General features: G+C 50.5%; 27 protein-coding genes. 16 read left to right on the forward strand and 11 right to left on the reverse strand.

Annotated elements, in window-relative coordinates:
- Nucleotides 1–128 precede the first annotated feature (128 nt).
- The 4 genes from EPA93_RS17585 to EPA93_RS17600 are packed head-to-tail and all read left to right on the forward strand — an operon-like array spanning nucleotide 129 to nucleotide 4243.
- Nucleotides 129–416: a hypothetical protein gene (locus tag EPA93_RS17585; RefSeq protein WP_129888759.1), complete on the forward strand. Its 288-nt coding sequence runs from the start codon at nucleotides 129–131 to the stop codon at nucleotides 414–416.
- Nucleotides 413–2227 (forward strand): prenyltransferase/squalene oxidase repeat-containing protein, encoded by a 1815-nt coding sequence (locus tag EPA93_RS17590; RefSeq protein WP_129888760.1) that lies wholly within the window; start codon nucleotides 413–415, stop codon nucleotides 2225–2227. Before EPA93_RS17585 ends, EPA93_RS17590 begins: the two co-directional genes overlap by 4 nt.
- A gap of 16 nt (nucleotides 2228–2243) precedes the next feature.
- Nucleotides 2244–3002, forward strand: a complete 759-nt coding sequence (locus EPA93_RS17595; protein WP_165423217.1) for a CPBP family intramembrane glutamic endopeptidase — start codon at nucleotides 2244–2246, stop codon at nucleotides 3000–3002.
- Between the two features lie 17 nt (nucleotides 3003–3019).
- A complete protein-coding gene (locus EPA93_RS17600; RefSeq protein WP_129888762.1) occupies nucleotides 3020–4243 on the forward strand; it encodes a zinc metalloprotease in 1224 nt (407 codons plus the stop codon).
- 16 nt (nucleotides 4244–4259) lie between these two features.
- Here EPA93_RS17600 and glk read toward each other — a convergent pair whose 3' ends face one another.
- Together glk and EPA93_RS17610 are read right to left on the reverse strand one after the other, a co-directional pair.
- Nucleotides 4260–5243 carry a glucokinase gene (gene glk / locus EPA93_RS17605; protein WP_129888763.1) on the reverse strand — a complete coding sequence of 328 codons (984 nt, stop codon included), beginning with the start codon at nucleotides 5241–5243 and terminating at the stop codon, nucleotides 4260–4262.
- A gap of 713 nt (nucleotides 5244–5956) precedes the next feature.
- Nucleotides 5957–7336, reverse strand: a complete 1380-nt coding sequence (locus EPA93_RS17610; RefSeq protein WP_129885685.1) for a hypothetical protein — start codon at nucleotides 7334–7336, stop codon at nucleotides 5957–5959.
- A 153-nt stretch (nucleotides 7337–7489) separates the two neighbouring features.
- Here EPA93_RS17610 and EPA93_RS17615 point away from each other — a divergent pair, with 153 nt between their 5' ends.
- Entirely contained in the window at nucleotides 7490–7693 is a 204-nt protein-coding gene (locus EPA93_RS17615) for a hypothetical protein (protein ID WP_129888764.1), read from the forward strand.
- A 94-nt stretch (nucleotides 7694–7787) separates the two neighbouring features.
- On the opposite strand, the gene EPA93_RS17620 is transcribed toward EPA93_RS17615, so the two are convergent.
- Together EPA93_RS17620 and EPA93_RS17625 are read right to left on the reverse strand one after the other, a co-directional pair.
- Nucleotides 7788–8036 (reverse strand): helix-turn-helix domain-containing protein, encoded by a 249-nt coding sequence (locus EPA93_RS17620; protein ID WP_242527432.1) that lies wholly within the window; start codon nucleotides 8034–8036, stop codon nucleotides 7788–7790.
- Nucleotides 8037–8592: 556 nt separating this feature from the next.
- Nucleotides 8593–8928 carry a DUF4342 domain-containing protein gene (locus tag EPA93_RS17625; protein WP_129888765.1) on the reverse strand — a complete coding sequence of 112 codons (336 nt, stop codon included), beginning with the start codon at nucleotides 8926–8928 and terminating at the stop codon, nucleotides 8593–8595.
- A gap of 333 nt (nucleotides 8929–9261) precedes the next feature.
- On the opposite strand from EPA93_RS17625, the gene EPA93_RS17630 reads away from it, so the two are divergent.
- Nucleotides 9262–9663: an EVE domain-containing protein gene (locus EPA93_RS17630; RefSeq protein ID WP_129888766.1), complete on the forward strand. Its 402-nt coding sequence runs from the start codon at nucleotides 9262–9264 to the stop codon at nucleotides 9661–9663.
- 28 nt (nucleotides 9664–9691) lie between these two features.
- Nucleotides 9692–10534, forward strand: a complete 843-nt coding sequence (locus EPA93_RS17635; RefSeq protein WP_129888767.1) for an aminotransferase class IV — start codon at nucleotides 9692–9694, stop codon at nucleotides 10532–10534.
- A 100-nt stretch (nucleotides 10535–10634) separates the two neighbouring features.
- Here EPA93_RS17635 and gabT read toward each other — a convergent pair whose 3' ends face one another.
- From gabT to EPA93_RS17650, 3 genes are all read right to left on the reverse strand, one after another.
- Nucleotides 10635–11984, reverse strand: a complete 1350-nt coding sequence (gene gabT, locus EPA93_RS17640; RefSeq protein ID WP_129888768.1) for a 4-aminobutyrate--2-oxoglutarate transaminase — start codon at nucleotides 11982–11984, stop codon at nucleotides 10635–10637.
- Between the two features lie 260 nt (nucleotides 11985–12244).
- Nucleotides 12245–12862: a helix-hairpin-helix domain-containing protein gene (locus EPA93_RS17645; protein WP_129888769.1), complete on the reverse strand. Its 618-nt coding sequence runs from the start codon at nucleotides 12860–12862 to the stop codon at nucleotides 12245–12247.
- Between the two features lie 554 nt (nucleotides 12863–13416).
- Entirely contained in the window at nucleotides 13417–14829 is a 1413-nt protein-coding gene (locus EPA93_RS17650) for an MFS transporter (protein ID WP_165423218.1), read from the reverse strand.
- A 407-nt stretch (nucleotides 14830–15236) separates the two neighbouring features.
- On the opposite strand from EPA93_RS17650, the gene EPA93_RS17655 reads away from it, so the two are divergent.
- From EPA93_RS17655 to EPA93_RS17690, 8 genes are all read left to right on the forward strand, one after another.
- Nucleotides 15237–15959 carry an NAD(P)/FAD-dependent oxidoreductase gene (locus tag EPA93_RS17655; protein ID WP_129888771.1) on the forward strand — a complete coding sequence of 241 codons (723 nt, stop codon included), beginning with the start codon at nucleotides 15237–15239 and terminating at the stop codon, nucleotides 15957–15959.
- A gap of 170 nt (nucleotides 15960–16129) precedes the next feature.
- A complete protein-coding gene (locus EPA93_RS17660; RefSeq protein ID WP_129888772.1) occupies nucleotides 16130–16483 on the forward strand; it encodes a hypothetical protein in 354 nt (117 codons plus the stop codon).
- A 130-nt stretch (nucleotides 16484–16613) separates the two neighbouring features.
- Complete coding sequence (locus EPA93_RS17665; RefSeq protein ID WP_242527433.1) at nucleotides 16614–16886, forward strand: mycoredoxin; 273 nt, start codon at nucleotides 16614–16616, stop codon at nucleotides 16884–16886.
- 206 nt (nucleotides 16887–17092) lie between these two features.
- Complete coding sequence (gene coaA, locus EPA93_RS17670; protein ID WP_129888773.1) at nucleotides 17093–18052, forward strand: type I pantothenate kinase; 960 nt, start codon at nucleotides 17093–17095, stop codon at nucleotides 18050–18052.
- A gap of 534 nt (nucleotides 18053–18586) precedes the next feature.
- Nucleotides 18587–19789, forward strand: a complete 1203-nt coding sequence (locus EPA93_RS17675) for an aminotransferase class V-fold PLP-dependent enzyme (RefSeq protein ID WP_129888774.1) — start codon at nucleotides 18587–18589, stop codon at nucleotides 19787–19789.
- 405 nt (nucleotides 19790–20194) lie between these two features.
- On the forward strand, nucleotides 20195–20578 hold the full coding sequence (locus tag EPA93_RS17680; protein ID WP_129888775.1) for a zinc ribbon domain-containing protein: 384 nt from the start codon (nucleotides 20195–20197) through the stop codon (nucleotides 20576–20578).
- Between the two features lie 22 nt (nucleotides 20579–20600).
- Complete coding sequence (locus EPA93_RS17685; protein ID WP_129888776.1) at nucleotides 20601–21584, forward strand: ornithine cyclodeaminase family protein; 984 nt, start codon at nucleotides 20601–20603, stop codon at nucleotides 21582–21584.
- Nucleotides 21585–21653: 69 nt separating this feature from the next.
- Entirely contained in the window at nucleotides 21654–22826 is a 1173-nt protein-coding gene (locus EPA93_RS17690) for a WD40/YVTN/BNR-like repeat-containing protein (protein ID WP_129888777.1), read from the forward strand.
- Here EPA93_RS17690 and EPA93_RS17695 read toward each other — a convergent pair.
- Both EPA93_RS17695 and EPA93_RS17700 read right to left on the reverse strand, forming a co-directional pair.
- Complete coding sequence (locus EPA93_RS17695) at nucleotides 22823–23740, reverse strand: MBL fold metallo-hydrolase (protein ID WP_129888778.1); 918 nt, start codon at nucleotides 23738–23740, stop codon at nucleotides 22823–22825. The genes EPA93_RS17690 and EPA93_RS17695 overlap by 4 nt on opposite strands.
- Nucleotides 23741–23763: 23 nt before the next feature.
- A complete protein-coding gene (locus tag EPA93_RS17700) occupies nucleotides 23764–24219 on the reverse strand; it encodes a hypothetical protein (RefSeq protein ID WP_129888779.1) in 456 nt (151 codons plus the stop codon).
- A gap of 207 nt (nucleotides 24220–24426) precedes the next feature.
- Here EPA93_RS17700 and EPA93_RS17705 point away from each other — a divergent pair, with 207 nt between their 5' ends.
- Nucleotides 24427–24858 carry a response regulator gene (locus EPA93_RS17705; protein WP_129888780.1) on the forward strand — a complete coding sequence of 144 codons (432 nt, stop codon included), beginning with the start codon at nucleotides 24427–24429 and terminating at the stop codon, nucleotides 24856–24858.
- Nucleotides 24859–25046: 188 nt separating this feature from the next.
- Here the strand turns inward: EPA93_RS17705 and EPA93_RS17710 are convergent, their stop codons facing one another.
- Both EPA93_RS17710 and EPA93_RS51335 read right to left on the reverse strand, forming a co-directional pair.
- Entirely contained in the window at nucleotides 25047–25967 is a 921-nt protein-coding gene (locus tag EPA93_RS17710; protein ID WP_129888781.1) for an alpha/beta hydrolase, read from the reverse strand.
- Between the two features lie 59 nt (nucleotides 25968–26026).
- Nucleotides 26027–26116 (reverse strand): tautomerase family protein, encoded by a 90-nt coding sequence (locus tag EPA93_RS51335; RefSeq protein WP_479723988.1) that lies wholly within the window; start codon nucleotides 26114–26116, stop codon nucleotides 26027–26029.
- Between the last annotated feature and the right edge of the window lie 138 nt (nucleotides 26117–26254).

Below are 26254 nucleotides of genomic sequence, written 5' to 3' on the forward strand. Positions count from 1 at the left end.
TGGCTAACGTTGTGTAGCCCTGGTAGCCAGGCTCTCGGCTGCCTTTCTGGGAGAAAGTGGGCTTCGCTACGCCTTCCCTGGTAAATTCGTTTATATTCTTTTTTTCTGGCCTGGAGGATTACATAACAATGGTGATGCCTCAATCAATAACCGAGCAAACCTTGCGCTCATTTGCGATAGATATTTTTTCCCCCACGATTATTGAAGCTGGACAACGCGCCAAAGCGCTTACAGAACAGATTAGGCGAGAATGGGAGGCGGATACCAACAAGGATATCACCTTTGGCACTCAGCATGAAATCAGTATGTATAATTGTTACCCATACTTGTTCCTTGAGGCTTTTCCCGCTATTCCCCCGAAAAACTTGCAGATTTTACCCTGGCCGCCAATCTCTATGCTAACTCGGCCTTTATGACTGATAGGATTCTCGATCTCAGCTTACAGGCCCATCAAGCTGCCGAATTCATGCTTCTGGTGACCGCCTTCCAGACCGAGGCGCAATCGCTTCTCCATCAACTTTTTTCCCCCTCGTCTTCCTTCTGGCCTCGTTTCCGCGCCTATATGATCAAGTACTTTCAGGCCTGCATGCAGGAGAAAAAATTTGTGCGCGGCGAGCAATCCTGGCAAACCTATGATGAAAATTTTGCCTGGGAATTAGTGAGCGCCAAGTGCGGCATGAGCCAGGCCGTGATCTCCGGGCTGGCTGCATTATCGGGAGATGAGCAACATCTGGAAGCGCTCACCAGATCTATCAGCCTCTATAACTTTGCCCATCAAATGCTCGATGATCTCTGCGATTGGAAAGATGATTATCTCAGTCAATCTCCCTCGCTCCTGCTCTGCAGCATCTTAAAAGAGCGTCCCACAAAGCCTGAGCGAGCAGACATAGCAGCTCTGGCCCGCAAAATGTATTACGAAGATCATGCCAGCAGAATACTTCAATTAGCCCTTGATGCGCTCCATCAATCAATCGAACTCGTCCCGGATAACCTGCCCTGGCTCCATCTACAAATTAAGCTACGCGAACGCTGCGAGGGCATCCTTAATGATATCGGTAAGATTACCGAGATGAATCGTCACCGGGCCAAGAAACAGCCAAAGTTTCTTCTCGAACTGCCAGCCGCGCAGACCCAGACTCAGCAACTTGCCTGGCAAGGCCTACGCTATATCGTCCAGCAGTGGCACAAAGGATTTAGCGAAGCACGCAGGGTAACGCGCTTCCCTTATAGCGAGGGTTTTACCGGGCGCAGTGAGGTGCAGTATGCCGATATCTTTCAGCGCGCACTGATGGCTGAAATTCTTCACGATGCGGCGCAAACCTTCTCCCTTGATCTCCAAACTATCCTTGACTACGAAGCTGACTATTTAGTCGAGAGCCGTTGCCGCGATGGTGTAGGTGGTTGGAGCTACTTCCCTGATCTGCCCGAGCTTGCGCCCGATGCCGATGATCTCGCACAAATTATACAGGTCTTGCTTTTGCGCAAGCGTCGGGAGGATATTGCCAGCTATTGTGAGGGTCCGCTGCAAATTCTGCTACGCGATGGCAAGCTTGCCGATGGGGCCTTCGAGACCTGGATTATCCCGGCCAGCAATCGCACACCGAAGCAGGAGCGCCAGGCTTATTATGCCGAGCACGGTTGGGGCAGAACAGCAGATGTGGATGTCCTGGCAAATCTGTTTTATGCCCTCGCCCTCTACGATCAGGCCCGCTTTGCAGACATCATCAGAGCTGGTACAGAGTACATTGAGCGGCAACAAGAAGCAGACGGAAGTTGGAGCAGCAAGTGGTATCATGGGCCGTTTTATGGCACTTATGTAACGCTGCGCCTGCTAGAAGAGGTCAAACCCGCTTCGGCCACCATTGAGCGTGCGCGCACATTTCTGCTCAACAGTCAACGCGAAAATGGAAGCTGGGGCATGCCCGAAGCTGATGGTGACGCCCTCCATACGGCCCTTGCTCTGCTCTGCTGGGCCTCTCTCGCTCGACTCGCTAAATTAGGCGATGCGGCACAGGTTATTCAAAAGGGCCTGACCTATCTGCAAGCTAGCTACGATGAGTCCGAACAGGCCTGGCTGCGCTACGAATTTATTCGCATGACCAGAAGACAGCCCTATGGAGACAGAACCTATGGAAGTAAGACGATGACCACAGCGTACGTGCTTAAGGCTGCGGCCGCCTGGCATAGGCTACAAGATCGGCTCACAGATTCCAGATATCAGGCATAATATGGAGACTGCAGATATGAAGATTGCAGGCCGCATTGTTCTGGCCATCCTTGGGCCGCTAGTGACCGTCGCCCTTTTCATCATGCCAGTCCTGCTCTTTCATGCATATAGCTGGCTTAAAGTCGCTATCTATATCGGAGAAATTAGCGGCGCGCTGTTGCTCATTGGCTGGTATCGCAAGACTACCAGCCTGGACTTTGGTCTTAAAATAATTGGCTCATGGTCTGGACTGCTCTGGTGCATCCTTTATCTGTTTATCCGCGTGGCCGCCTGGATCGTACTCATACCGCAGGTGAGGATCGAAACGAACTGGCACATCCTGCTCATCCAAGCTGGCTTCTTCCTTCTCCTCAACGCCATGGGAGAAGAAATCCATTTCCGCGGGCTTCTTTTCAGTTCGCTTTCAAGCGGGCTGTGGTCGCGCTCCGTCCTGATAGCAGCCTTTGTCTCCTCGGGAATCTTCGCCTTATTCCATATCCTTGATTTCCTGTCCTCGGGCTGGCTATGGTTCTTTCTCATTGCCTGCGATGGCCTTGCTCTCTGCGCCATCAGAATAAAGACAAAAAGTGTTTTCTGGTCAGTCCTGGTACATGGAATCTTGAATCTGTGCACTGGATCTCTCTTTATCGGCGCGCAGACAGTCGATGATGCAGTCGTCTATCTCTACATGGCGGTAGTGGTCATCATCGATCTCTTATTCTTTATCTTCCTGTTCAATCAGGCTCATCGGCAGCAGGAGCAAGCTGGAGCGCTTATTCCGTCACAAGCATCTTGATTATAAAGGTTTGTCGTATGCAAGAGATCGTTATCTTCTCCGAATTTATCGATCAGATCATTGTCGATAACTTCGGAAAAACTCCGCGCTATATCGCTGTCAGTCGTAACAAGAAACATATAGAGCTATCGCCACTGGCTTATGAGCTGCTGAAAAAAGTTGCCGCTGGCGACTCTTTTAGCGCGATTGCCCAAGGAGTCAGCACGGCCGGAAAGGCTCATGTTTCTGCAGACGAAGTGCAGAAAGCCTACGAAACCATTATCGCAAAAATCAAAAAAATAGATGGAGATCAACAGACGAGGCAAAAAGATTTCTGGCTAAAATTCTCCCTTGTTCCCGCCTCGCGTGTACAGCAATTTGCCTCTTTACTGACTTTTCTCTTTCAGGCGCCTATAGCATTCAGCCTGCTCAGCGCTCTGGTTATTCTTCTTGCCTGTGCCCTAAAACAGGGCTTATCCCAGATCATTCTGCAACCCGATCCGCTCACGCTATTACTCGCCTATAGCCTTTTTCTCATCTCACTACTTATGCACGAATTTGGCCATAGCAGCGCCTGTGTAAAGGGCGGCATCAAGCCCAGCGAAATAGGCCTGGCCGTATATCTGATATTTCCAGTATTTTATAGCGATGTCAGCGCGTCCTGGCAGTTGAGCCGCTGGCGCAAGGTTCGTGTGGATACGGCAGGAGTGTACTTTCAGCTCTGCGCGGCAGTGCTCTATCTACTGATCTGGCTCATTGCCAGGCAACCGGCATTTCAGCTAGCGCTGGCGATGATTCTAGGCAGTTGCCTGTTTTCGCTCAATCCTTTTTTAAAGTTTGATGGGTATTGGGTTTTAAGTGATTTGTTTGGCATTGCCAACCTCTACAAACAACCGGCCTATCTCATTAGCTACTTTTATTGGACGCGCATACAAAAGCAGAAGCGCACCCTACGCTGGTCTCCCGCAACTTGTGTATTTATTCTCATCTATGGTCTGCTGAAAGCCGGCTTCTGGATCTACTTGCTTGCCTTCTCGCTGCCATTTCTATGGCAAACGGCCCTTAGCTATCCTTTGCTCATTACACATACGTTTGCACATCTACAGCATAGTGCCAGGCTATCTCTGCTCACAGATCTACAGAGCCTGGTCACTGGCGGACTTTTTCTACTTCTATGGGGTGGTGGGCTTGGTCGTCTCTGTTTCCCTACAGTGATACGCTTCATAAAGCAGGGCAGAGCGAGGCGAGCAGAGATAGAGTAGTTTTACCGCTTCGTGCTCATATTTCAAAGCCGCGACAGGCAGCTCCCAGCAGAGCCAGCTTGGGATTAAGCACCACATGGACCGGGATATTGGTCATCATCTCAGCAAAGCGTCCTTTATTTTTGAAGGACTGCATAAATTGTTCTTCCTTTAAGTATGACAGGATGCGCGGCGGTATTCCTCCGCCCAGATATACTCCACCCGTAGCCAATACTTTCAAGGCAAGATTACCGGCCTCGGCCCCCAGAATAGCAACCAGCATGCTTACAGCAGCCTGGCTACGTTCTGATACTCGCTCCACATCAAGGGCGGCCTGCACAATCAACGGCGTGTGATCGCCCTGGGCATCTAATTGCTCAGTTACCCAGGCATGCTCTTTTAGCGGCGTACACTCACGCATATAGGCATAGACGTTTGGCAAGCCTTTACCCGAACAAACCAATTCATAACTTACATGCCCATAGCGCTTCCAAAGGTAGCGCAATAAATCCAGCTCAGCTTCATTAGTAGGCGCGAAGTCGGCATGGCCACCTTCTGAAGGGAAAGCCTGATAGCGCGTCCCATTCCAGGTTAGAAATGCTTCCCCTAGCCCGGTTCCAGGGGCAATCACAGCAAGTGTCCCATGCGCTTCAGGCTGGCCTTCATTTAGGGTGTAGACATCCTCAGCCTCCAACAAAGGGATCGCATGGGCCATTGCATCCAGATCATTCATCAAATGTACCGCTGGAATCTTGAGCTCTCTCTGTAACCTTTCTTTATCCAGCTCCCAGGGAAGATTTGTCACCTTGGCCTTGCCTTCGATCACCGGTCCGGCCACTCCAAAGCATGCAGCTTCTACCCGCACATCGTTTTGAGACAAAAAAGTATGGATCAGTTCCTCTAAACTGCTGTATTGCGCACTGGGAAAAGTAGCTTCCAGTACTGGTTTTCGGATCTCTGCTTCAGATGAAAAAATCGCCAGGTTCGACTTCGTTCCGCCTATATCACCAGCCAATAACATTGCACGCTTCTGCCTTTCCAATTCGATATTCAATAGAGAAACCGCCCTCATTATACTCTGTTCTTTGTTGCTAAAACAGGGCGTCCTTAAGGCAAGCTTACATAAGTCGTCCTGCTAAGGCAAGCTGGTTTGTATCTCGCCGTTTTAAATGGCTTCTGATATTCCCTCTTCCATCCTACCTTTTGCTCAGATTCTTCATCTATCTCAGCTAACATAGCGCACACCTGGATATAGGCAATCTTTCCTATATCTACGCCTTGCATATAGTGCATAGAAATTTCCCAAAAATTGCCTTATAAAATACGTTATTTCTATTTTCTTTGCTATCATACGATGCTTGCCTCTATCAGCACCAGCAGCTACAATAATCCTTATGGATCAGTGTTCCTTTTCGCGCAGCTGATCAGGGTAGTTGCCCATCAATAGAAGAAAGGAGGGAGGAAGCTTAGCACCAGGCAGGCAAAGAAAAGGCTGTTTTACTTGTATTCCTTACCCAATACATTTCCCCATTTAGATATGTGAGAGCACCTGCTCCGTCAGTATGACATAATTTACCCGGTAAAGGCCTCGTGAGAACATAGGAGGGAATATATGCGTCTCCAGGACAGGCTTCAGATTTGTCTGCTAGCTCTAGTCAGCAGATATCCAGCGCACAATGTAGGGTTCTAGCCAAAACGTGGGGCTAAGCTCAAGCACAGGGAGGCCATGGAGCATCAAGGAAAGCAACGAGAGGAGCGAGGACGTTGCCAATCGGCATTGAGCAAATCCACGCGCAAGGCGACCACGGCGCTCGCATTGGTACGCAACCAGCGCATGCCTCGTCGTTTCATGCGCCGATTGATGACCAGGGCCACAGCCCGTTCGATGATGCCACTGCCTACCGGAAAGCCTTGCTCTTTCCAGCGCTGATAGGAGCCGATCCAGTCGCGCTGCTGCTGCAGAGACGTGATCGCTTGTCGCAAGGCTGGTCCCGCAGGACCCTGCCGAGCCGCCAGCTCCTGACGCCAGGTCTCAAGCAGGGCCTGGGCCCGCTCGACCTGCCCGTTCCACAACCAGGTGCCCAGATGCTCCACCTGCTGGGCGTGGGCCTTGGCGCTGCACGCTCTCAGCAGGCGCACCGCGTTGGCGGCTTTGCGCATCGTGCGCCACAAATGGGGCCAATCCAGAATGCGCTGGGCCTCTGGAAAATGCGTGTCCGTCTCTTTCTTGATCCAGCCAGCCCCATCGGCCACCACCACCTGAGGCTGGGAAGCGAGGCCAAGCTCCTGCAAGGCCTGAGCCGCCAGGGTTCCCAAGATGCGCGAGGAGGCAAAGGTGGCTACGTAGCGACGGGTGTTCCAGCGGCTGCGGACCCGGGGAGGATGGCGGTGGCTTTGCACGTAGCGGGCCAGATGGAACCAGGTCATGTTCCCATTGGGTTCCTCGGGCTCCTTGCCGCCTTCGTAGCCGCTGGCAATCACGCCAACTTTGCCTTCCATGCCTCCTCGTTGCTCCCGGCTGCAGACCCAACCGCCGTCTAAGCCGATGACGGCGAGCTCCTGGGGGCTGGAAGATCTGTTGGCTGTTGCAGCCTGAGCAGGCGCTGGGGGAGAGGTCAGCTGCTGGCTGGCTTGACTGAGGTGCCGCTGGGCACAGCTCGCTCCGGCTTGGTTGGTCAGCAGACGGATCTCCTCGGCGCTGATGTGCGCTCCTCTCAAGCGCGCAAGCCAGGCGGCGGCGTGGCGATAGGGCCAGGAGGCGCCAGCGAGCACGGCAGCTTCTTTCAAAGGAGCCCTCACCCGTCTGAGCTGCAAGCCAGCCAACAGGATGCCGCTGGGAGTGAAGCGCCTCTGGCAACGCTGACAGCGGAAGCGGCGGCGGGTCAGATCGACGGGACCGAAGAGGGTGAGGATGCTTCGAGGGATGGTTCCCTCCGTTCGGACAAGCTGAGAGCCACATCTGGGGCAGCTGCGGTGAGCCTGTTCCCAAGCTCCCACCGCTTTTTTGAGCGCTTGGCGCATGCAGGACTGGCCTGCCTCTTGGATCTGTGCTTCCATCTGGCTCAGATCGGCGCTTGCATTCAGTTCCAGGGTGAGCGATACTTGTATGCGCATGAGAGATTCCTTTCTGGGCTGGATATCGTGGTTTTTTTCATCCTACCACAGTCAGGCATCTCTCTCCTTTTTAGCCCCGCGTTTTGGGCACAACCCATATTTGGATCCCAGCGCTTCCCTGCTGAATGCATGACTTCAGAAGATATTATTGCTATGCTACAACAGAGCAGCCCGGATTTGCTCAGCGCTATGGCCCTATTGATAATAGATACGCAAAAAAGCGAGATCTATCTCATTGAGCATTCCGAGTATACCCCGGCAATATTTATACACTGCAGAGGGAAAATGCCCCCTTTAGGAAAGCAATTTGTCAACGATCATCGTATCCAGGCGGCAATGCGCCAGAAAAGTGTTTAAAAATATGTAGAGGGCACGATAATTGTGCCCCCACATTATTTTTCTAGCTATTAAGGCTGCCAGCCTTCAGGCAACCAGATAAAGCCATATGGCATTAGGCCGGCAGAACCGGGCTATTCAACAAAGTATCAAGAGTCATTTTTCTGACACGATAGCCACGGCGCTTGCCTCGATGCGGCAAAGTGACAGCCTCCAACGCCCCGGTCTTAATCCAGCGACGTACCGTTGTATCATCAACGCGCAAGTGACGCGCAACTTCACGAACTGTCAGCAGCTCATCATCAAGCTTGGGCCCTGTATCTCTCTCATCAAGCACTGAAGCGGTTTTACTATAATGTACCATTGCATATGCCTCCTTAATTAGTTTATCGAGCAACTACGTATACCAGAGAACGGTATCCAGCATTCTTTTGTATGCTCTCTTAAGAATGTTCTTAATTAAACAGCAGAAACATCAGTATTCTGTTCCAGAGAATTCCAGAACAAACGCCTTTGAACGTAGTATAGTGACTTCATGTGAACTGACGCTGTGAAAAAGCTGAATCTAAGCTGAGAACGCAATATTACAGCGTAACTTTGCGTTTTCCATGCCATAACAAAACAATGAAGATTGTTGACAATTCGAAGAGCGTTGTGTGGTATTTCATGGCTCTTACAGATACAAAGTGAGTCACGTTATAGCGCACTTTTACAAGCTGCCAGACTTTCACTTGCACCTGGGGCAAGCGATGAAAAATAAAAGAGCACAAAAAAAGGAACTTCCTACACGAGATTGTGCTGAAACCTTAACAATCTCTCAGGAAATTCCTTCATCCTCCTGCCATCCTATAGCAGGAGAAGCCTTGTTATGGAGAGAAGCAGCCTTGCCCCTCCGCTGTTGCTTTTGCAGTCTCAGTCAGCTAGACGCCGCTGGGGCCACTATATGGCGGGATATTGCTATTGCCTCCATCAGGCTTTTCACTACGCACTACTTCTATCGAACATTGCGCAAGTAAAGCCCCAATAACACCTAGCGCTGCCCACGCAGGAGCAAGAAGCACGCCGGCGACCCCGAAGGTGAGCGGGATCTCCAAAATTGTATGCCCTTCTTGCTTAATAATAATGCGACGCACATTTCCCTCGTGAACAAGCTCCTTCACTTTCGAGAGCAATTGCTCGCCTACTACCTGCAATTCTTCCACACCATAGCCTGGTCTCTGTTCAACGTTTGAAGTGTTCGGATCTGTCTGTGTCATAATTTGTCACTCCTTAGTTTTTTTAACTACCATCATCCATGATGAACAACTCTTTGGCTTACCCAGGCAGCGCTTATTCAACCGCTTGCCTGTATGTCCAGTCTTATTGCCAGAGGCAGAAGAAGCAATCTCCCTCGTACCCCGTGTTGTACTCTGTACGTAGATGGAGTTGTTATGATTTCCATCACATACAATATACGCAAAGAGGAGGCAGTAGGTTAGAAAAATGTATCCTGATCTTAACACGCAGCATCCGCCTCGTTGGCTGCATCATAGGCAAGTCTTCGGCATTCTACTGCCTCACAAATTGTTACTTAACTTTCAGGAGATGTTATGTCTTATTTTCTCGCTAAAACCGATCCGCAAACCTACTCACTTACCCAGTTAGAGCAAGACAAAACAACTATCTGGGACGGAGTGCGCAACGCTGAGGCGCTGCTGGCAATTAAGGCTATGCGCCCTGACGACGCGATCTTGATCTATCACAGCGGAGGAGAAACGGCTATCGTTGGCCTGGCGCGCGTCATCTCTATGCCACGTCCAGATCCTAAGGATGCCAAAAGCTGGGTCGTTGACGTCGAATTTGTACAACGCTTCAATCAACCCATTACTCTACGGGAAATCAAAGAGAGCCATCTCTTTGATGATTGGAAACTCATTCGGCAGAGCCGCCTCTCAACCATGCCCGTGCCCGAAAATGTGGTAACGTGGCTGAAGGAAAAGAACGTGTTGTAGGGCACTATTAGAGAAGGAGCTGAGCACTATGGATAACAACGCATCATGGTATGTCAATGGTAGCTGGGTAGCTCCAGCCGAGGCACACATCTCCCTCAACGATGTAGCCGTTTTACGTGGCTATAGCGTCTTCGAATCGCTACGCACATATAATCGGCGTCCCTTCCATTTGCCGGATCATTTGCGACGCCTTTACCATTCGGCAGAGCTGATTGAACTACCCGTCCCCTATTCTCCAGAGCATATCACTACTATCGTAGAGCAAGTCATTGAGCGTAACGCTTATAAGCATGCTAATATCCGTATTCTTGTCACAGGAGGCGTGACAGAAGATAGCATCATGCCTGCCGGCAATGGGATCTTAGCTGTCCTGATTACGCCGCTTCAAGAACGCGATATGGAGCGCTTTGCCCGCGGCTGTAAACTTATAACCAGCCACTTACAACGCGTCTCCCCAGAGGCCAAGACTACCAGTTACGTTACGGCTATTCGTGCGCTTAAAGAGGCTACACGGCAAGGAGCCAGTGATGCGCTTTTCGTTAACGAGCTAAGCCATGTACTCGAAGGAACCAGAAGTAATTTCTTCATCTTTCGAGGTGACACGCTCGTCACTCCGCGCTCCGGTATCCTGATCGGTGTTACGCGTAACGTTGTGCTCGAACTGGCGCAGGGCCGTTTTGCAGTCGAGGAAAGACCAATCTTGCTGGATGAACTGCCAGATATTGATGAGGCCTTTATCTCTTCCTCATCTAAAGAGATCACGCCTGTGACCCAGATCGATAACATCATCATTGGTAACGGGAAGCCTGGAGCGCGTACGTATGAGCTAGAACAGCGCTTTATCCAGATGGTTGAACAAGGCAATTTTTAGCCAGACTGAAGATGCCTGAGCAAGCCCTTGAAGAACTACTCAGGCATCGGCTTTCTGGATAGCCAGGAGGAGAGCCTGGCAATTTCTTCAGCTTAAGAAGCTAACTGAGCGACGATGGGACAGCGTTTGCGACAATGGCAAAGGCCTCATCAATGATCGCTAAGCCTTGCTTTAGCTGATCATCGGTTACGCAGAGCGGCACCAGGACTCGAATGACATTATCGTACATACCGGCCTTGATCAAGACCAATCCGCGGCTATGTGCAGCCGCAAGTATATCATCTGTAATAGCTTTATTCGGCTCTTTAGTTGCCCTATCTTTCACCAGCTCCATGGCAACCATGCCTCCCAGACCGCGCACATCACCAACAAATGTATAGCGCTCCTGCAGCCTGGTAAAATGCTCCATAACGGCTCTGCCGATCTCGGCAGAACGCGTGGCAAGATCCTCTTTCTCATAGATATCAAGCACAGCCAGAGCCGCAGCACAGGCTAGCGGATTCCCGCTATAAGTTCCTCCCAGGGTTCCCGGCGGAGGAGCATCCATAATCTCGCTACGTCCTATCACACCACTGATAGGCATACCTGCTCCCATAGATTTAGCGACAACCAGCAAATCAGGAGCAACGCCATCATGCTCAACTGCAAACATCTTGCCTGTACGGCCGAAGCCAGTCTGAATCTCATCGGCAATAAAGAGAATGCCATATTTCTCACAAATGGCCTGCAATCCACGCAAAAATCCTGGAGGGGCGCACATAAAGCCACCCTCGCCCTGCACCGGTTCAACCACGATAGCCGCTACTTGATCAGCCGCAACTTCTCCTGTAAACATATGCTCAAGTTCCTGCAAACAGAAGAGCGCCGCATCTTCAGGGGTCATGTTCATACGATAGGGATAAGGGAAAGGCGCATGGTAGACTTCAGGGGCATAGGGGCCAAAGCGATATTTATAGGGCTTTACCTTAGATGTCATCGTCATCGTCATCAACGTGCGACCATGAAAACAATTATCGAAGGCAATAATTGCCGGGCGGCCCGTCGCATATCTGGCAATCTTCACAGCATTCTCAACGGCTTCGGCGCCACTATTTAAAAAGAGAGCCTTTTTGGCAAAATCACCAGGAACGTGTCTGACAATACGCTCTGCCAGTTCAACATAGGGTTCATACATCATCACGCTAAAACAGGTGTGGATCAGTTTATGGGCCTGGGCAGTAATCGCCTCAGCTACCTCGGGGCGCACATGTCCCACGTTCATTGTGCCAATCCCACCGGCAAAGTCGATAAAACGATTTCCATCTACATCTTCGATAATCGCGCCATCAGCTTTTGCGGCAAACACATTCATGGCTGAAGAGACGCCGCGGGCAACAAACTGCTGTCGTTTGGCAAGCAGTTCATTGGATCGAGCTCCCGGGATATTGAGATAAGGAATGCTATCAGACATATGCTGCCTCCTAAAACCAGGGAAACGTTAGAAGATATCAAGGCGGTCAAATCTCTAGAAGTATAGAGCCCCTCATTCGATTCTATCATATTATCTGTTCTGCAATAGCAGCTTAGCATAATTTATGACGATTATATCAGCAATAAAGCTATAAAAACGCATAAGATAGATGCCCATCCTACAATAGCACATAAATTGGCCCGGGAAGATATTTTCCCGGGCCGCTGGTTTATAAAAGTCCTCTATTTTTCTGCCGCTCGTTAAGCAACTCCGCCAAGCGGCTGCTTGCGGGTATGGCGCTGGAGTAAATGTTCAGCAGCTTCTTTTAAGCGCGCTTCGCTGCGCGAACCAAATCCATCTAGGGTTCGAATACGCTTTTGCTGAGCGGCTAGCCAGAGCTTTTCGATCGAATCGATGCCCAACTCTTCATATAAACGAATGGCGGTATAGACCCCAACATGCTCAACTGTGAGTAAGGACCTGACTCCCGATGGTAGAGCCTGCATGTACAGCCCATTCTGGAAAGTCATGGTACCTAGTTGTACTAATTCAGCGATACGGAGGCGTAAACGCTGGCCCAGGCCAGGGATAGGCAAGGCCTCTCCACGTGCAAGGATATCGGCGGCCGGCTCTGGTAGATCAAGCACTCCACGTGCCGCATTGCGATAGGCTTGTATGCGATAAGGATTCCCGTTCTGACTGGCCAGCATATCGGCAACACTTGAAAGCACTTCAGCAATTTGACGGTTTGTTACTTTAACAGGCTGATCCTGCTCTATCTCAAAACCAGGGAGAGTCGGTTGTGTGACGTGTTTACGAGACCGGCCCTGCAGAGGGGGTACGAGATGGATCGTCTGAGTAAGTTGCATTATCTGCATGTACACATTCCCTTTCCTGCGCAAGCTACCCAATTACTAGCTTCATACATTGACAGACAAAAATGCACAAGAAAAATAGAGATAGGAATGAGCGTTAGTGTACACGGTACATCGAAATCTTGTTCTAAGTATAGCACACAAAGGGTAATTTGTCAAATATAGTGCGCTAAAATTAGGGCTTTTCAGTTCTAATTTTTCCCTCACCCGCCAGAGGCGAGACCTTTACCATCTCTTTTGGAGATGTGAAAAGCCCTGACTAAAATTTCAGAATAGTGCATGAGTGTTCTGCCACTACTACACTATTCTGAATCTATGAGCTCAAACCGGTTCTCAAACAGCTCTACAGGGGATAAAAGAGCAGCTTTTCCCACAGCACTATCGCGCCTCATAAGCTAAGTTCAACAACCCGCCAGGGCGAAAGTTTAGTCATATCCGCCCTTGCCAGCAAACAAGAACCTCTCTTCTCCTCATCTCTCAATAATTGCCAAAGATTATATATGACGAGCAAAAAAATGGCGTGACAGCTGCGTCACGCCATTTCTGTAAGGAAGGGATTAAATCAAGTCATCGCGATGAGCCCGCATATATAACACGCTAGCCAGGGCCAATAATCCCAACACGACAGAGAAAATCATCAATCCATAGAAGCCGCCAGCATCAACCGACATTCCACCCAGCGAAGCCCCTAACAGCTGTCCTATGCCCAATACCACTGAGTACAGGCCCATAACAGCTCCACGCTTGCCCTTTTGCGTCTCAGCGATAGAGGCCATTTGCGTCAGCGCAGCCGGTGTAAAGCCGCTCAAGAGCACAATCCCTAACACCAGAGGCACAAGCAGCACTATTAGCTCTGTCATAGCCTGGGGGGCTATACTTTGCGGATTCTCGGCAAGACCATTGATCAGAGTCAGCACGATAATACTGATGCTCAGACCTCCCAGCCCGATGAGCATGGTTGTAGTACGGCGCATGCGTGGCAGAACGAGCATCCACAGCCCCATGCCAAGCAGGAACAGCAGGCCGAAGCCTCCCAACAACATCGTCGCTGAGCCCTTGCTAAAGCCTCCATAGAGCAACTGACCGGGGAAGCGCATGTCGGCGGCAGGATTAGGATAGGCCAGTACAATAGTGATTAACGTGATCCAGGCTCCTACAAGCGCATTTACCGATAGCCAGGCCGGCAGGAAGGTAAATATGCGCTTATTACCCAGCATCCGCAAACTCTCTACCAACGACCCATGATCCGCACGTGCCTCATGATGGGTGCTTTCCTTTATAAATCCAACGATCAGCCCCAGATTAAGCACATGTAAGGCAACCACCACCAGGAAACCCCAGGTTCCCAGGAAATTGCTTACCTGTCCGCCAAAGGGGATGGCCAGGGCCAATCCTCCAACTGTGACGACTTCAAAGGCAGTCATCACCTGAGTGCGTAATTTTGCCGAACCTGTGGTTGTATCGGTAATATACCCAAGGCTGGCAGGAGTGTTCACGCCAGTTGCAGCACCCTCCAACAGGCGCCCCAGTAACACTAACAACAATAAGACCACGAGCTTGACATCAAATTTGTCAGCTTGAGGCTGCGGGAAAAGTAAAGCACAGATCAGGAAAAAGACCGCAGCCCCGATTCCCAGAACGGGAGCGGTTAGCAGAAAAGGTTTACGTCCTAGACGATCAGACAGGCTCCCCATTGCCGGAGCCAGGACAAGCTCACTGATATAGAATGCCTCAAGCACTACTGCGACAATCGTTGCCGAGGCAAAATGTTCACCAAGGTAAAATCCAAGTATGACAAAACTGGTACGGCTGGCAATGCGTAACAACAGCGTGGAGACAATATTTGCCACAATTGAACCACGTCCCACCTCTACAGAGGAAAGGGATGATTGCTGCATCGATGTATTTTCAGGCCTCTCAGCCAATTGCTGGGTCACAAATTTTTTCTGAGTGGTTTCGGTATCAGTCATTAACGGCTGGCTTATCCCCATATCTTTTCCAATCTCACGATTTTATTACTATTGCTAATTCGTCTCGCTATGCCTAGTGTAGCCAGCCGGGGAAAAATATACATGCACCTTTAGGAGGATTTATCACAGGACTAGAGGACCATCTTAATACTACCGGGAGCCCTACTAAAGTGGTAGCGCATACCCCGGCAAACGCCGAAGAGCAAGAAGTCGCTGGACCTGCTTACAACAGCAAAGGCGCTCGGTTCCACCCATGGCAAATATAACGCCACACCACAAAGAGTAGACAGTACAGATCTGGTAATCTATACTTAAGCAGATTATCTGGCCAAGAGCACTCACCTGGCATTTCTCTACAAAGCCAGGCGAGTTTCCATTACTTATCATTCTCCCAAAGAAGGAATCTCATGTCAGACGATAATGATGTGTTAATTGTAGGTGGCGGTCCCGCCGGGCTAGCCGCCGCTGAATCTGCCGCCAAACAGGGGGTGCGCGCACTCGTATTGGAGCGCCATAACGAGATCGGCTATCCTATTCACACCAGTGGAGGAAGCTGGATCAGTGACATGCAAGCGTTGGGCATTCCTCAACATCTCTACCACCCTATTAGCAAGGTAGTTTTTGTCTCCCCACGCCGTGAAGTTCCCCTCTACTATAATCCTGCGGTCGCCTGCGTCGTAGATATCAGGGGACTCTATCAACATCTGGCCGGCAGGGCTGTTGCGGCTGGGGCCCAACTTCGTGTGCGCCACACAGTTGAGCAAGTGCAGGTGGAGCAAGGCCGCGTTGTCGGAGTTACCGTCAAAGATCATACCAGTGAGCGTCACAATCTACGTGCCCCCGTTACAATAGATGCCAGCGGCATTTCGCGCCATATTGGCGTACGTGCCGAAATGGGCAAGGCCTTCCGCCGCTATGGCTATGGAGCCGAGTATGACATGTATGCCCCCAACTATCCTCAAGATGAGCTCTACTTAATTATGGGCAGCGCCTTTGCTCCTCGCGGCTATGCCTGGGTTTTTCCACGGGGAAATGGGCGCGTGCGTCTAGGAGTGGGAGTCATTCATCCAGATTGCGACGATGATGCGCGAACGTATTTAGATAGGATTATCTATGATCTCCCCAATTAACCGACAAGTTCAAAGCTGCCAGCCCTATTGAATATCATACGGGCCTCTTCCCCTCAGAAGGTCCGCTGGAGAGCTTTTCGCGCGCCGGGCTCCTGCTGGCTGGCGATGCTGGCGGCCACGGTTCAACGCTGGTAGGCGAGGGTATCCGCTTTGCTATTTATGCGGGCCAGATGGCGGGTAAAGTAGCCGCTGAAGCTGTCAAGGCTGGCAATACCAGCGCGGCCTTCCTACAGCGCTTTGATAGACAATGGAGGGCCCGCTTCGGTCGCGATATGGATATCTCCTATATGATTAATAAGCGCATCAGCAATTATAGCGATATACAGTGGGATAGCTCTCTAGATTTGATGAAACGGCTGACGCCCGCCCAGATGGCCCAGGCCCTGCGTGGCGACTTTAGCGCAAGCCTTGTCATGGGTATTCTTGCGCGCAATCCAACCTTGATTGCCACTGGAGGTAAGCGCTTTCTGGATCTTATCCTTGAGCGAATCAATAAGCCAGCCCTGCAACCTGCCCACGAATAGCTATGACATCCGAGACGCCTGAGACCTCAGGCACCTCATAGACTCTGGGAATAGATTAGCTATGAGCAGATGTTTAGATCTATAGACGTATACGCGTTTATCTTCAATTCACTTACTTAAGGAGCTATCAGTGCCCGACATTACTTTAGAAACCCCAAAGACTGGAGAGAAAATCAAAATGTACGCCACCACCTGGTGTGGTGATTGCCGCATGGCCAAGCGTTGGTTCGATTCACATGATATTCCCTATGAATATATCAATATCGAAGAGGACGATAATGCGGCGGCGTTTGTCATGAAAGTTAATGGTGGCATGCGTACTGTGCCAACAATCATCTTCCCGGACGGCGACGTCCTTGTTGAGCCAAGTGCGCGCGATCTCGCCAATAAATTCTCCAGGTAAATAGACTGGTTTGGCCCTGCAGGCTTTCTGCAGGGTCAGTTTGCTTTTAGCCTTAGAGGACCGATCGGCTCTATCTATAACGGGGCAATATCCGGGCCAATCTCGGCACTTCTGATCTCTCTAGCTTGCCGTTATTCCTGCCCTCTGAGCTTATAGGGGCTGCGGTCTTCGTTCGGAGGGCCCTGAAAACTAGAAAGCATAGCACTATGGATGCAACGCCCTCTAGCAACGAACAGTTGTCTCGCTATATCTCTTTTACACGCCAGAGCTGGGAAAAACTACGAGACAATATGCCGCTAACCCTCTCTGAAACGCGCCTGCGGGCTTTACAAGGCCTCAATGAACATGTCTCGCTCCAGGAAACTACCCAGATTTATCTGCCCCTCTCACGCCTGCTCAGTCTCTATGTCGCCGCTACGCAGAATCTCCATAAGGCGACAGATACCTTCTTAGAGACAACTTCAGCGCGCGTACCCTATATCATAGGTATCGCGGGCAGTGTAGCGGTTGGCAAAAGTACAACGGCCCGCCTCCTCCAGGCCCTCCTGGCTGAATGGCCTTCTCATCCACGGGTAGATCTGGTGACTACCGATGGCTTCCTTTATCCCAAGCATACTCTTGAAGCCCGCGGTCTCATGAGCCGCAAAGGCTTTCCTGAGAGCTACGATCTGCGCCACCTTCTCCAATTCCTGATCGAGGTAAAATCCGGCCGTCCTACAGTCACGGCTCCCGTTTATTCGCACCTCACCTATGATATCGTGGCAAACGAAGTACAATACATCCAGCAACCAGATATTCTCATTATCGAAGGTTTGAACGTTTTGCAAACCTCCAGAATGCGCTCAGGGAAGACCGCAAGGCTATTTGTATCCGACTTTTTCGACTTCTCAATCTATGTCGATGCCGAGGAAAAAGATATTGAACGCTGGTATATAGAGCGTTTCCTGACACTACGCGAGACTGCCTTTCGCAATCCTACTTCATATTTCCATCGCCACGCCAGTCTTTCTATCGAAGGCGCTATCGAGGTAGCAAGAGGCCTCTGGCAACAGATTAATGCTCCCAACCTGCGGGAGAACATTCAACCCACACGCGAGCGGGCCCATCTCATCTTGAAAAAAGGTCCTGATCATAGGGTGCAGGAAGTAAGACTACGCAAGCTCTAGCTGACCCTCCGGCTTTGCCTGAGCCTAAGAGTGTCAAGCTCTGGGCATCCTGCGCCTGACGCTGGAACGCTGGCGCACAGAAGCAGAGGTTCAACAAGTCGTCAACTTGCTGGCCCCGACAACAAAGCAGAAGCCGTAAAAAAACTTAACTCAGCAAATTACACTCTTGTTCAATATCAGCTTTTCTACTCACCAGCTATATTTGTACCAGAACAGCAAATATCGTTGTACGAAATCAGGATCAATCTGATATACTGGGAGAGTGTCTATAAAAGTACCTTATAAAGGCTTACACTCCTGAGGGTCAGGATCGGCAAGGCCTGGGCTCCTGTTGAGGATGTATCATGCGGCAAGGGATGATCTTCTGGCCGAAGGGGTGGATAAGAGAAAGCATTTTAGCATTGCGGCTACTGGCCTGGGGCGAGAGCTGCAGAAACCAGATGAAAGCAATATATCAACGCGCATATATACTGATTAAGGAAGGCATTTTAATTTACGTAAGGGTTCACTTCACTCTGATTGGAGGAGCATAGCATGAGCATAGGTGATAGGATGCAATATCCCGTGCCTCCAGCCCTTGAACACCCTGAGCTCCTTGCTTATCGCGCAGAATTTCCCATTCTGTACAGAAAAACATATTTGAATAATTGCTCACAGGGTGCTCTTTCTCAGCGTTGCAGACAACAAATTCAGCAATTTCTGGAAACATGGGACGAATTGGGGGCGTATGCGTGGCAGCAGAGCTGGTTGGATGAAATTACCAGGGCGCGCCAAAAATTCGCCAGCCTCATTGGGGCACAATTACACGAAGTAGCCATTGCTCCTAATGTCTCTTCCGCGCTCAGCTCAATTGCTAGCGCCCTCGATTATGATGACCGCAATAAGGTTGTCACTACAGATATGGACTTTCCCACCCTATCCTATCAATGGCTTGTCAAGCAGCGGCTGGGAGTTGCTACCTATTTTGTAGAGAGCAGTGATCACATCTATATAGCGCCTGAAGCATTTGAAGCAGTGGTGGATAACAAGACAGCCCTTGTCGCGACCTCACGCGTGCTCTATAAGAGCGGCTATATCCAGGATATCCGCTCGATTGCCGATATCGCCCACAAAAATGGGGCCTATATACTGCTAGATGACTATCAGGGAACCGGCCAGGTTCCCCTCAACGTCGTTGCCCTGGATATCGATGTCCTGGTTACCGGAACCCAGAAATGGTTGCTAGGCGGCCCGGGCCTCGCATTTGTCTACATTCGTGAGGGTTTAATCCCCTCTCTTGAGCCCACGATTGCCGGCTGGTTCGGCCATCGCGATCAGTTCAGCTTCAAAACGCGTGATTTTGAGTTCCGTACCGATGCCACGCGGATCGAGCAGGGAACGCCCTCTATGGCCGCAGTATATGCGGCAAACGGGGGCCTTGATATTATCCTGGAGGCCAGCGTAGAGAGTATTTGCGAGCGCAGCCGCTATCTGACGAATGATTTAATTGCCAGAGCAAAAGAGCATGGCTGGAAAGTGTTAGCACCAGCAGAGCCAGAGCTACGCAGTTCTATCGTTTCGCTAGAAATTGACGATCCGCAGGCCATCGCCCAAGACCTTATCGCCCGCAACATTATCGTCGATGCGCATGATGGCGTATTACGAATATCGCCCTACTTTTACAACACTATAGAGGAAAACGCGATAGTCATTGATGCTATCGAACAGCTGTTGGAAGGAAGAAATAAAGCTTCTTAAAAAAAGCAGTCTCTATCCAGGCGAGGATAAAAAGGAGAGGGTAGGGCCCGAAACTCACGGTTTGCAGGACATGGTGCAGATGAAGTTGTATAATGTAGCAAAGGAGCAAACACACCCAAACATTTCAGGCTAGGGCTCCTGAAGGGTTAAGATAATTATTCCTGCGCGGCAGGCTTACAAGCTGTCTCGTTGTAGGATCATAATTGTGTCCGAAGGTCAGTATTGGCGTTGTATAAGGCAGATTTTGCCCTAATAAATGGCTTGATTGCTCACGTATGTATGTACTAAAATAAGAGCCTATTTCTATTGCTACAATGTTGAGAAGAATGCGGGCTAGTAGGCGCAATTGAAGGGTCATCTAAGTGTTATCTAAAGACAAATGGTTACCTCATGGAGGAGATTTTTATGCGCTGTCCTAATTGCGATGCCGAATCCATGGCAGAAGATACCTATTGCCGCCAGTGCGGAGCCGATTTAACAAAGTCATCAACCAGCATTACGCCATTTCAAGCTAATCTACCAGCAGTATTGCAAAATCCCCAGGTCTCGCGTGGCGTTGCCGCCGGGGTCGGGGCTATAGCGCTTGGCTTTGGACTTGAGCTGCTGCGCCGCGGCCTTCTTGCCCGTTTAACACAGCCTTCTCGCGCAGTAAGCAATGTCCTGCCAACCATCGATAATGTGAAGGATATCCTGCAATCACAAAGCCAGAAGACAGTTAAATTTCCAAAGGGATATGAAGTCCAGGAAACAATTGTCTATATGCAGCGCGTGATTCGGCGTCAGAGCTAAGTACAAAGTAGAGAAGTCAGTTATGGCGCTGGTCTTGCGCGAAAAGCATGTACGCTCGCTGCTGAGTATGCATGATACTATGTTAGTTCTTGAGGAGGCATTCTGTAGTCAACTGCAAGGGATGGCAGTCAATCAGCCCCGCATCCGCATGATGTTTCCTAATAGCGTCATGAACATGCTCGCGGCAGCCATTCCGGCGGACCCCTTCTGGGTAATGGGATTTAAAACCTACACAGCCTTTCGGGAGGGTGTACGCTATGTTGTAATGCTCTTCAGCGCGCAGAATGGCCAATTACTGGCAATCATTGAGGCAAGCTGGCTTGGTTCCATGCGCACAGGTGGAGCAAGCGCTCTGGCAACACGTTATCTGGCACGCCCGGACTCAACAATAGTTGGCCTGATTGGCTCAGGGAAACAGGCAGTTACACAACTGATGGGCATCTGCAATCTCTATCCCAGTTATGCTCTTTGCCCCATCAGTTGCGTTTATGTCTATAGCCGCGATGCGCGCAAATGCGAGATATTTTGCCAGGAGATGACGCGCGTGCTCAATGTCGATGTGGTCCCCGTTAGCAGCGCACGCCAGGCAGTAGAAAGTGCTGATATACTCATTACGGCAACTACTTCATGGGAGCCCGTCTTCCGTGGAGAGTGGCTTAAACCAGGGTGCCATATTAATGCTATCGGCTCAAACTGGGCTCAGAGGAGGGAGCTGGACCTTACAACCTTAGATCGCTGCTCTCTTATCACCACCGATTCTATCGAGCAAGCGCGCACAGAGGCTGGAGACTTTATCATTCCTGCCGACGAAGGGCTCTTTGATTGGCCTAGAGTTCACTCTTTAGCTGAGATTATGGGACCAGGCTGCCTGAGACGCGAAACACCTGAAGCTATTACGCTTTATAAAGGTCTGGGCATCGCCCTGGAAGATATTGCGACGGCTGCCCATATTTACTGTCTTGCCCTCCGCGAAGGACTGGGAGAAGAAGTAGATCTACTATCTTGATCATCCGAGGTCTGTATGCGCAACGTGTTGACTGGCCATCGAAGCATGGCGACCAAAGCAGATATGGTTTTGCTGACAATCCTCTTGTGCCTCTTGTTAACCACCCTGAGCAGCTGCGGCCCCAGCACAGGCATATTTGCTACTGGCAACTGGCAAGACAGCGGCCTTCATCAACATATTCGCGCCCTGGCTGTAGACCCGAATAACCCTGGCACGCTCTACGCTGCTGATACGCAAGGCCATATATTCTACTCGACCGATGCAGCCCAGCACTGGAATGAGCGCAGCACTGGCCTTAGCTTGCCCAATCCCGTTCACGCGCTCGCCCTCGATATCCCTGGCAAGAAACTCTATGCGGCAACTGCGCAAGGCCTCTTTGTAAGCACTGACGCGGCACAACACTGGAACTCGGTACTTACCCCTACGGCGGGGCTGCCTCCCGATAGCTATACAGCTCTAGCCTTCAACGGTAATGCGCCAGATATTTTCTACACGGCAACAGCCGGACACGGTATCTTCATCAGCACAAATGGGGGCAGTTCATGGACCTCGGCCAGCAACGGCTTGCCGCAGGGAAGTGCCATCACTTCTCTGAGCTTTGCCCCCGATACTAACCAGCTCTGGGCCGCCACTAGCTCCCATATCTATCAAGCTGATAGCAAAGCTACAAGCTGGCAAGCCGCCGATACGGGCTTACCAGCCGACATTAGCATCAATACTGTCCACCCTGCCTCTGAAAGCGGTGGACCCCACGGTTTTATTTATGCAGGAACCAATCGCGGCTTTTACCTCTCGCGCGATTCTGGAAAGCACTGGTCACGAGGACAGGTTCCTCTTTCCGGTACAAGCATTCACTGCATGCTCGTTGATTTTCGCAACACACAGACTACAGCAATTTACGTCGGAACAGACGTTGGCGTACTCGCCAGCGACGATAATGGTCAGAACTGGCGCAACATCGGCAGCGGCTTCCCGAAAGGCCAGCCAGTCTATGCCCTGGTCCTGGGTGCCGAAAGCTACTCTCAGCTATTTGCAGCCACCGATAATAGCGTATACATGTTCCCGGGCACAAATACCGGTTTTGGCCTGACGCGCATTATCACGATTGCAGCAATCATCGTCTTTTTCTACCTGCTCTATCGCGTAGCAGATCTAAGCCGAAAGAGGCGGCGCAAGAATAAGCAGGCAGAACAAACAGAGCAAGCTCCTTCGGAGCCTCTGCCACCAGCTCCTAAAGATTAGCGCATAAGCCATTGCAAGATGCAGCGCACGTTATTATCATGAGCCCAGCTATAAAAAGCCTCATCAACAGGGCCTTTTGAGGCGGTAGCGCCGGCGACAACTTCATCCAACGGATATTGGATGAGCGCAGCAGCGTGTTCAAGCTCCTGAGCATCTGGGCGCTGCTTCTGCAACAGCATTTTACAACGGCGCTCCACTTCTTGCAGATAAGCCAGGTTCTTGCCAACCAGATCTACCCCTATAGTTTTGCCATGCGAGCAGAGCACCCTTTGAGGTTTCAAGCTCAAAAAATGCTCTAGCGTGGCAAACATCGCCGGTACAGCGAACCGATTCTCGATGATTGGCAGAGGCATCTCTGCAGCATCAAAGGCTAGCAGTAAGCTTATTTCAGGCAACCATATAGCGATATGATCATGACAATGGCCCGGCGCATGAAAGAGCTCTATCGTCAAATCGCCACCATAGATCGTCATACCCTGCTTAAAGGTCACGTTTGGAGGAGTCAATACGACATTGCTGAAGGTTGCATAGCGCTGCTGAAAGCTTGCTAGTTCAGTTCGCGCCTCTTGCCCTAGCAAGCGTGCTCGGCAGCCTTCATGGCCAATGATCGCGACAGCAAGGCTGTCGGCGAAATAATGGTTGCCCCAGGCATGATCCCAGTCGGCATGACTATTTACCACAAGGAGTTGGCGGCCAGTTAACTCCTCGCGTATCTCGTCCATAAGAATATCCATATCCTCTGGACAGAGCAGAGTATCACAGACAATGACATAACGGTTAGAAATAATCACATATCCGTCTACTTCCAACCCTTCGAACTCTCCCTTTTCGCTAAAGTGGCGGCGAAAGACACGCACACGACTATCATTGCTCATCTGTGGCACCGAAATTAGCTGGTCTGAAGAAGAAGGCATTGCCGCAAACTCCTTTTAGAAATTTAGTGGTGATGGGCTCCAATATAGGATACAATAAGATAAAGGGCATAGAGCAAGACGCACACCAGAATAAAGGTTCCGTAGCAGGTGAGTGTCCAGGCCCGCCGCGTATTTAAAGCCTGGCGCAACTGCTCACTCATATCAGGTGGATCGAGCTCTAGATCCGGTATCAATTCTTGCAGTTGGGGCAGCATAGCTCTGAAGCCGCGCGCGTTTGTCATCCCCTCGGCCAGTATAAGCGCAGTTCCATCATCTAAATCCGCCATAAGTACTAACTTAGAGGGATTGGGATCTCCAGGCATTAGCGTTAGCCTTTTGATCACACTGAGCTGCAGGCGTATCTCTTGATCTTCCTGGCCGGTGACTACTATTTCATCGTTATAGAGCTGTATTTCTTTTCCCATCCCAAATCGCACTACGCTGATTGGGAATTTTCTCACGTTATCGTCTTCACTCATTGTTGCATTCCAATATATTTCTAGCAAAGATATGCCTTGCCGTGCTAAGATTGTACCGCAACTCTGGTTTGCCGTCGAGGAGAACTTTGGCTTTTCGGTGGGGCTCAAATAGGCTATTATAACTGTCTACCTTGACAGATAGAGCATTTAAACATTACAATTTGTGCTAAGCATGTATTATATTAGTCTAAGGAATGCTATGGTACTATGGCCCAGGTAGGTCTGCTTGAAGATAACGCGCGTATCGCGAAGCTGTGCTCTACAATGTTGCACTACGCGGGCCATGAGGTCACAATCTACGAAGGTGCCCGTGACTGCCTAAGTGCCCTGTTGCCACAACTACAGCTCGAAGAGAATAATCAGCACGGGCCTCAACTCCCCCCATCTTCATCATTACCTATAGATGTGCTTATTCTCGACCTGCACCTCCCCGATATCGATGGTATGGAGGTGCTCTATTCTTTACGCTCTCATCCACAAACCCAGACATTGCCGCTGGTTTTCTGCACGGCCGCTGGCCCATCTGAGATTACCCGTGCATTACGCATAGCGCCTCAGGCCAATTTTGTCGAAAAGCCTTTTACCTTTCAAGAGCTCATCACGGCGATCGCCAATGCTCTGGAAGCTCCGGTAAGTTAACTATTGAGAGCTCTCAACTGTAGTGCCTTCAGTAAATTTTTTAAGGCCCATCCCGACTCAGGAGATGGACCTTTATGCTATATGGGGTCAGCGTATCGAAACCTGAAAACTGTAAGCAAAGATGAGGAAACGCTCCTCCGTGCGCTTAGGAGCAATTGTGCGGTTCATTGTTAGAGGAAGCCATGTGCTCACTGGTTTTTCCTCCCATCACGTAACAGATACTGCACAAACCAGTCTCGTGCTACTCCCGCCGTCATCTCACGCGTCACCGGATCATCATACGATGCTGTATGACCACCATTGTAGGTAAACAGGCGCTTTGGTTCACCAGCCCGATCAAAATGCGCTCGGTTAAACGGAACGGGGATAAATTCATCCTTTTCTGCCAGGATCATGAGCAGAGGCGTCGGCGCGATCAGGTTGAGAAAGGCCCCTGCGTCAAATGTCGCCATGTATTCGATGGAGCGTACGGTGATGGCGTTGTGGTAGGTTGGAAAATCTCGCTCCGCCTGCTCAAACCAGAAGAACCAATCCGGGCCAACGATCGATGCCTCGCCTTGAGGCGCGGAAAAGCGGATCTGGCGTGGTGCTCCCCCAATACTCATATGCTTACGCTCTTCCTGCATCAGGTCCAGAAATGTCTGAATTGCCTCAGGAGGAAGGGCGTTGGTCATATAATACCAGAACGAAATGTCGGGCACCTGGGCCACCACGGCTTTGACGCGGCGATCAAAGGCGGCTACCTGGAGCACAATACCTCCACTTTTCGAGGTCCCCCAGATACCAATATGTTCGGCATCGACTTCGGGTTGCTGTTGTAGCCAGGTGATGGCATTGCTATAATCCTGCGCCTGTTCGCGTGGATCAACTTTATAACGCGGTTCGCCTTGGCTCTCTCCCAGGTAACGATAATCGATGGTGAGCACGATCAAGCCAGCATCGACAAACGCCCGGGCAAAATGGGGCAGATGCATCTCTTTCACATAGGTGGTCCCATGACCAAGGACGACAGCAGGTGCCTTGTGCGCAGGAATGAGCGTATCGGGCAGATAAAGTGTGCCCGCACATGCGGTTCCCTCACTCCAATAGCGAATGGCTTTTTGTTGCATCTTCTTCTCTTTCCTTGTGTGTATGCTCTTATATGTCTTTTGTGCGTGAAGCCAGGTGTCTATGAGTTGGCGTGATACAAGATATCGCTGACCGTCTGACGAAATTCACTGGTTTTCCCTTCTTGCAGATCGATATGGACCAATGGCATGGTTGTTTCTCCTTCGTCAACACTCCTGTTTTTGGGCATTTCTTGTGTTGTCAATGCGTGCCTGCTCGCTTCTAGAGGAGACACGCGCTGTTGACGGAACTCATTGTAGCTAACTGGTGTCTGATGGTAGAATGGATA

The sequence above is a fragment of the Ktedonosporobacter rubrisoli genome (assembly GCF_004208415.1).
Lineage (GTDB): Bacteria > Chloroflexota > Ktedonobacteria > Ktedonobacterales > Ktedonobacteraceae > Ktedonosporobacter > Ktedonosporobacter rubrisoli.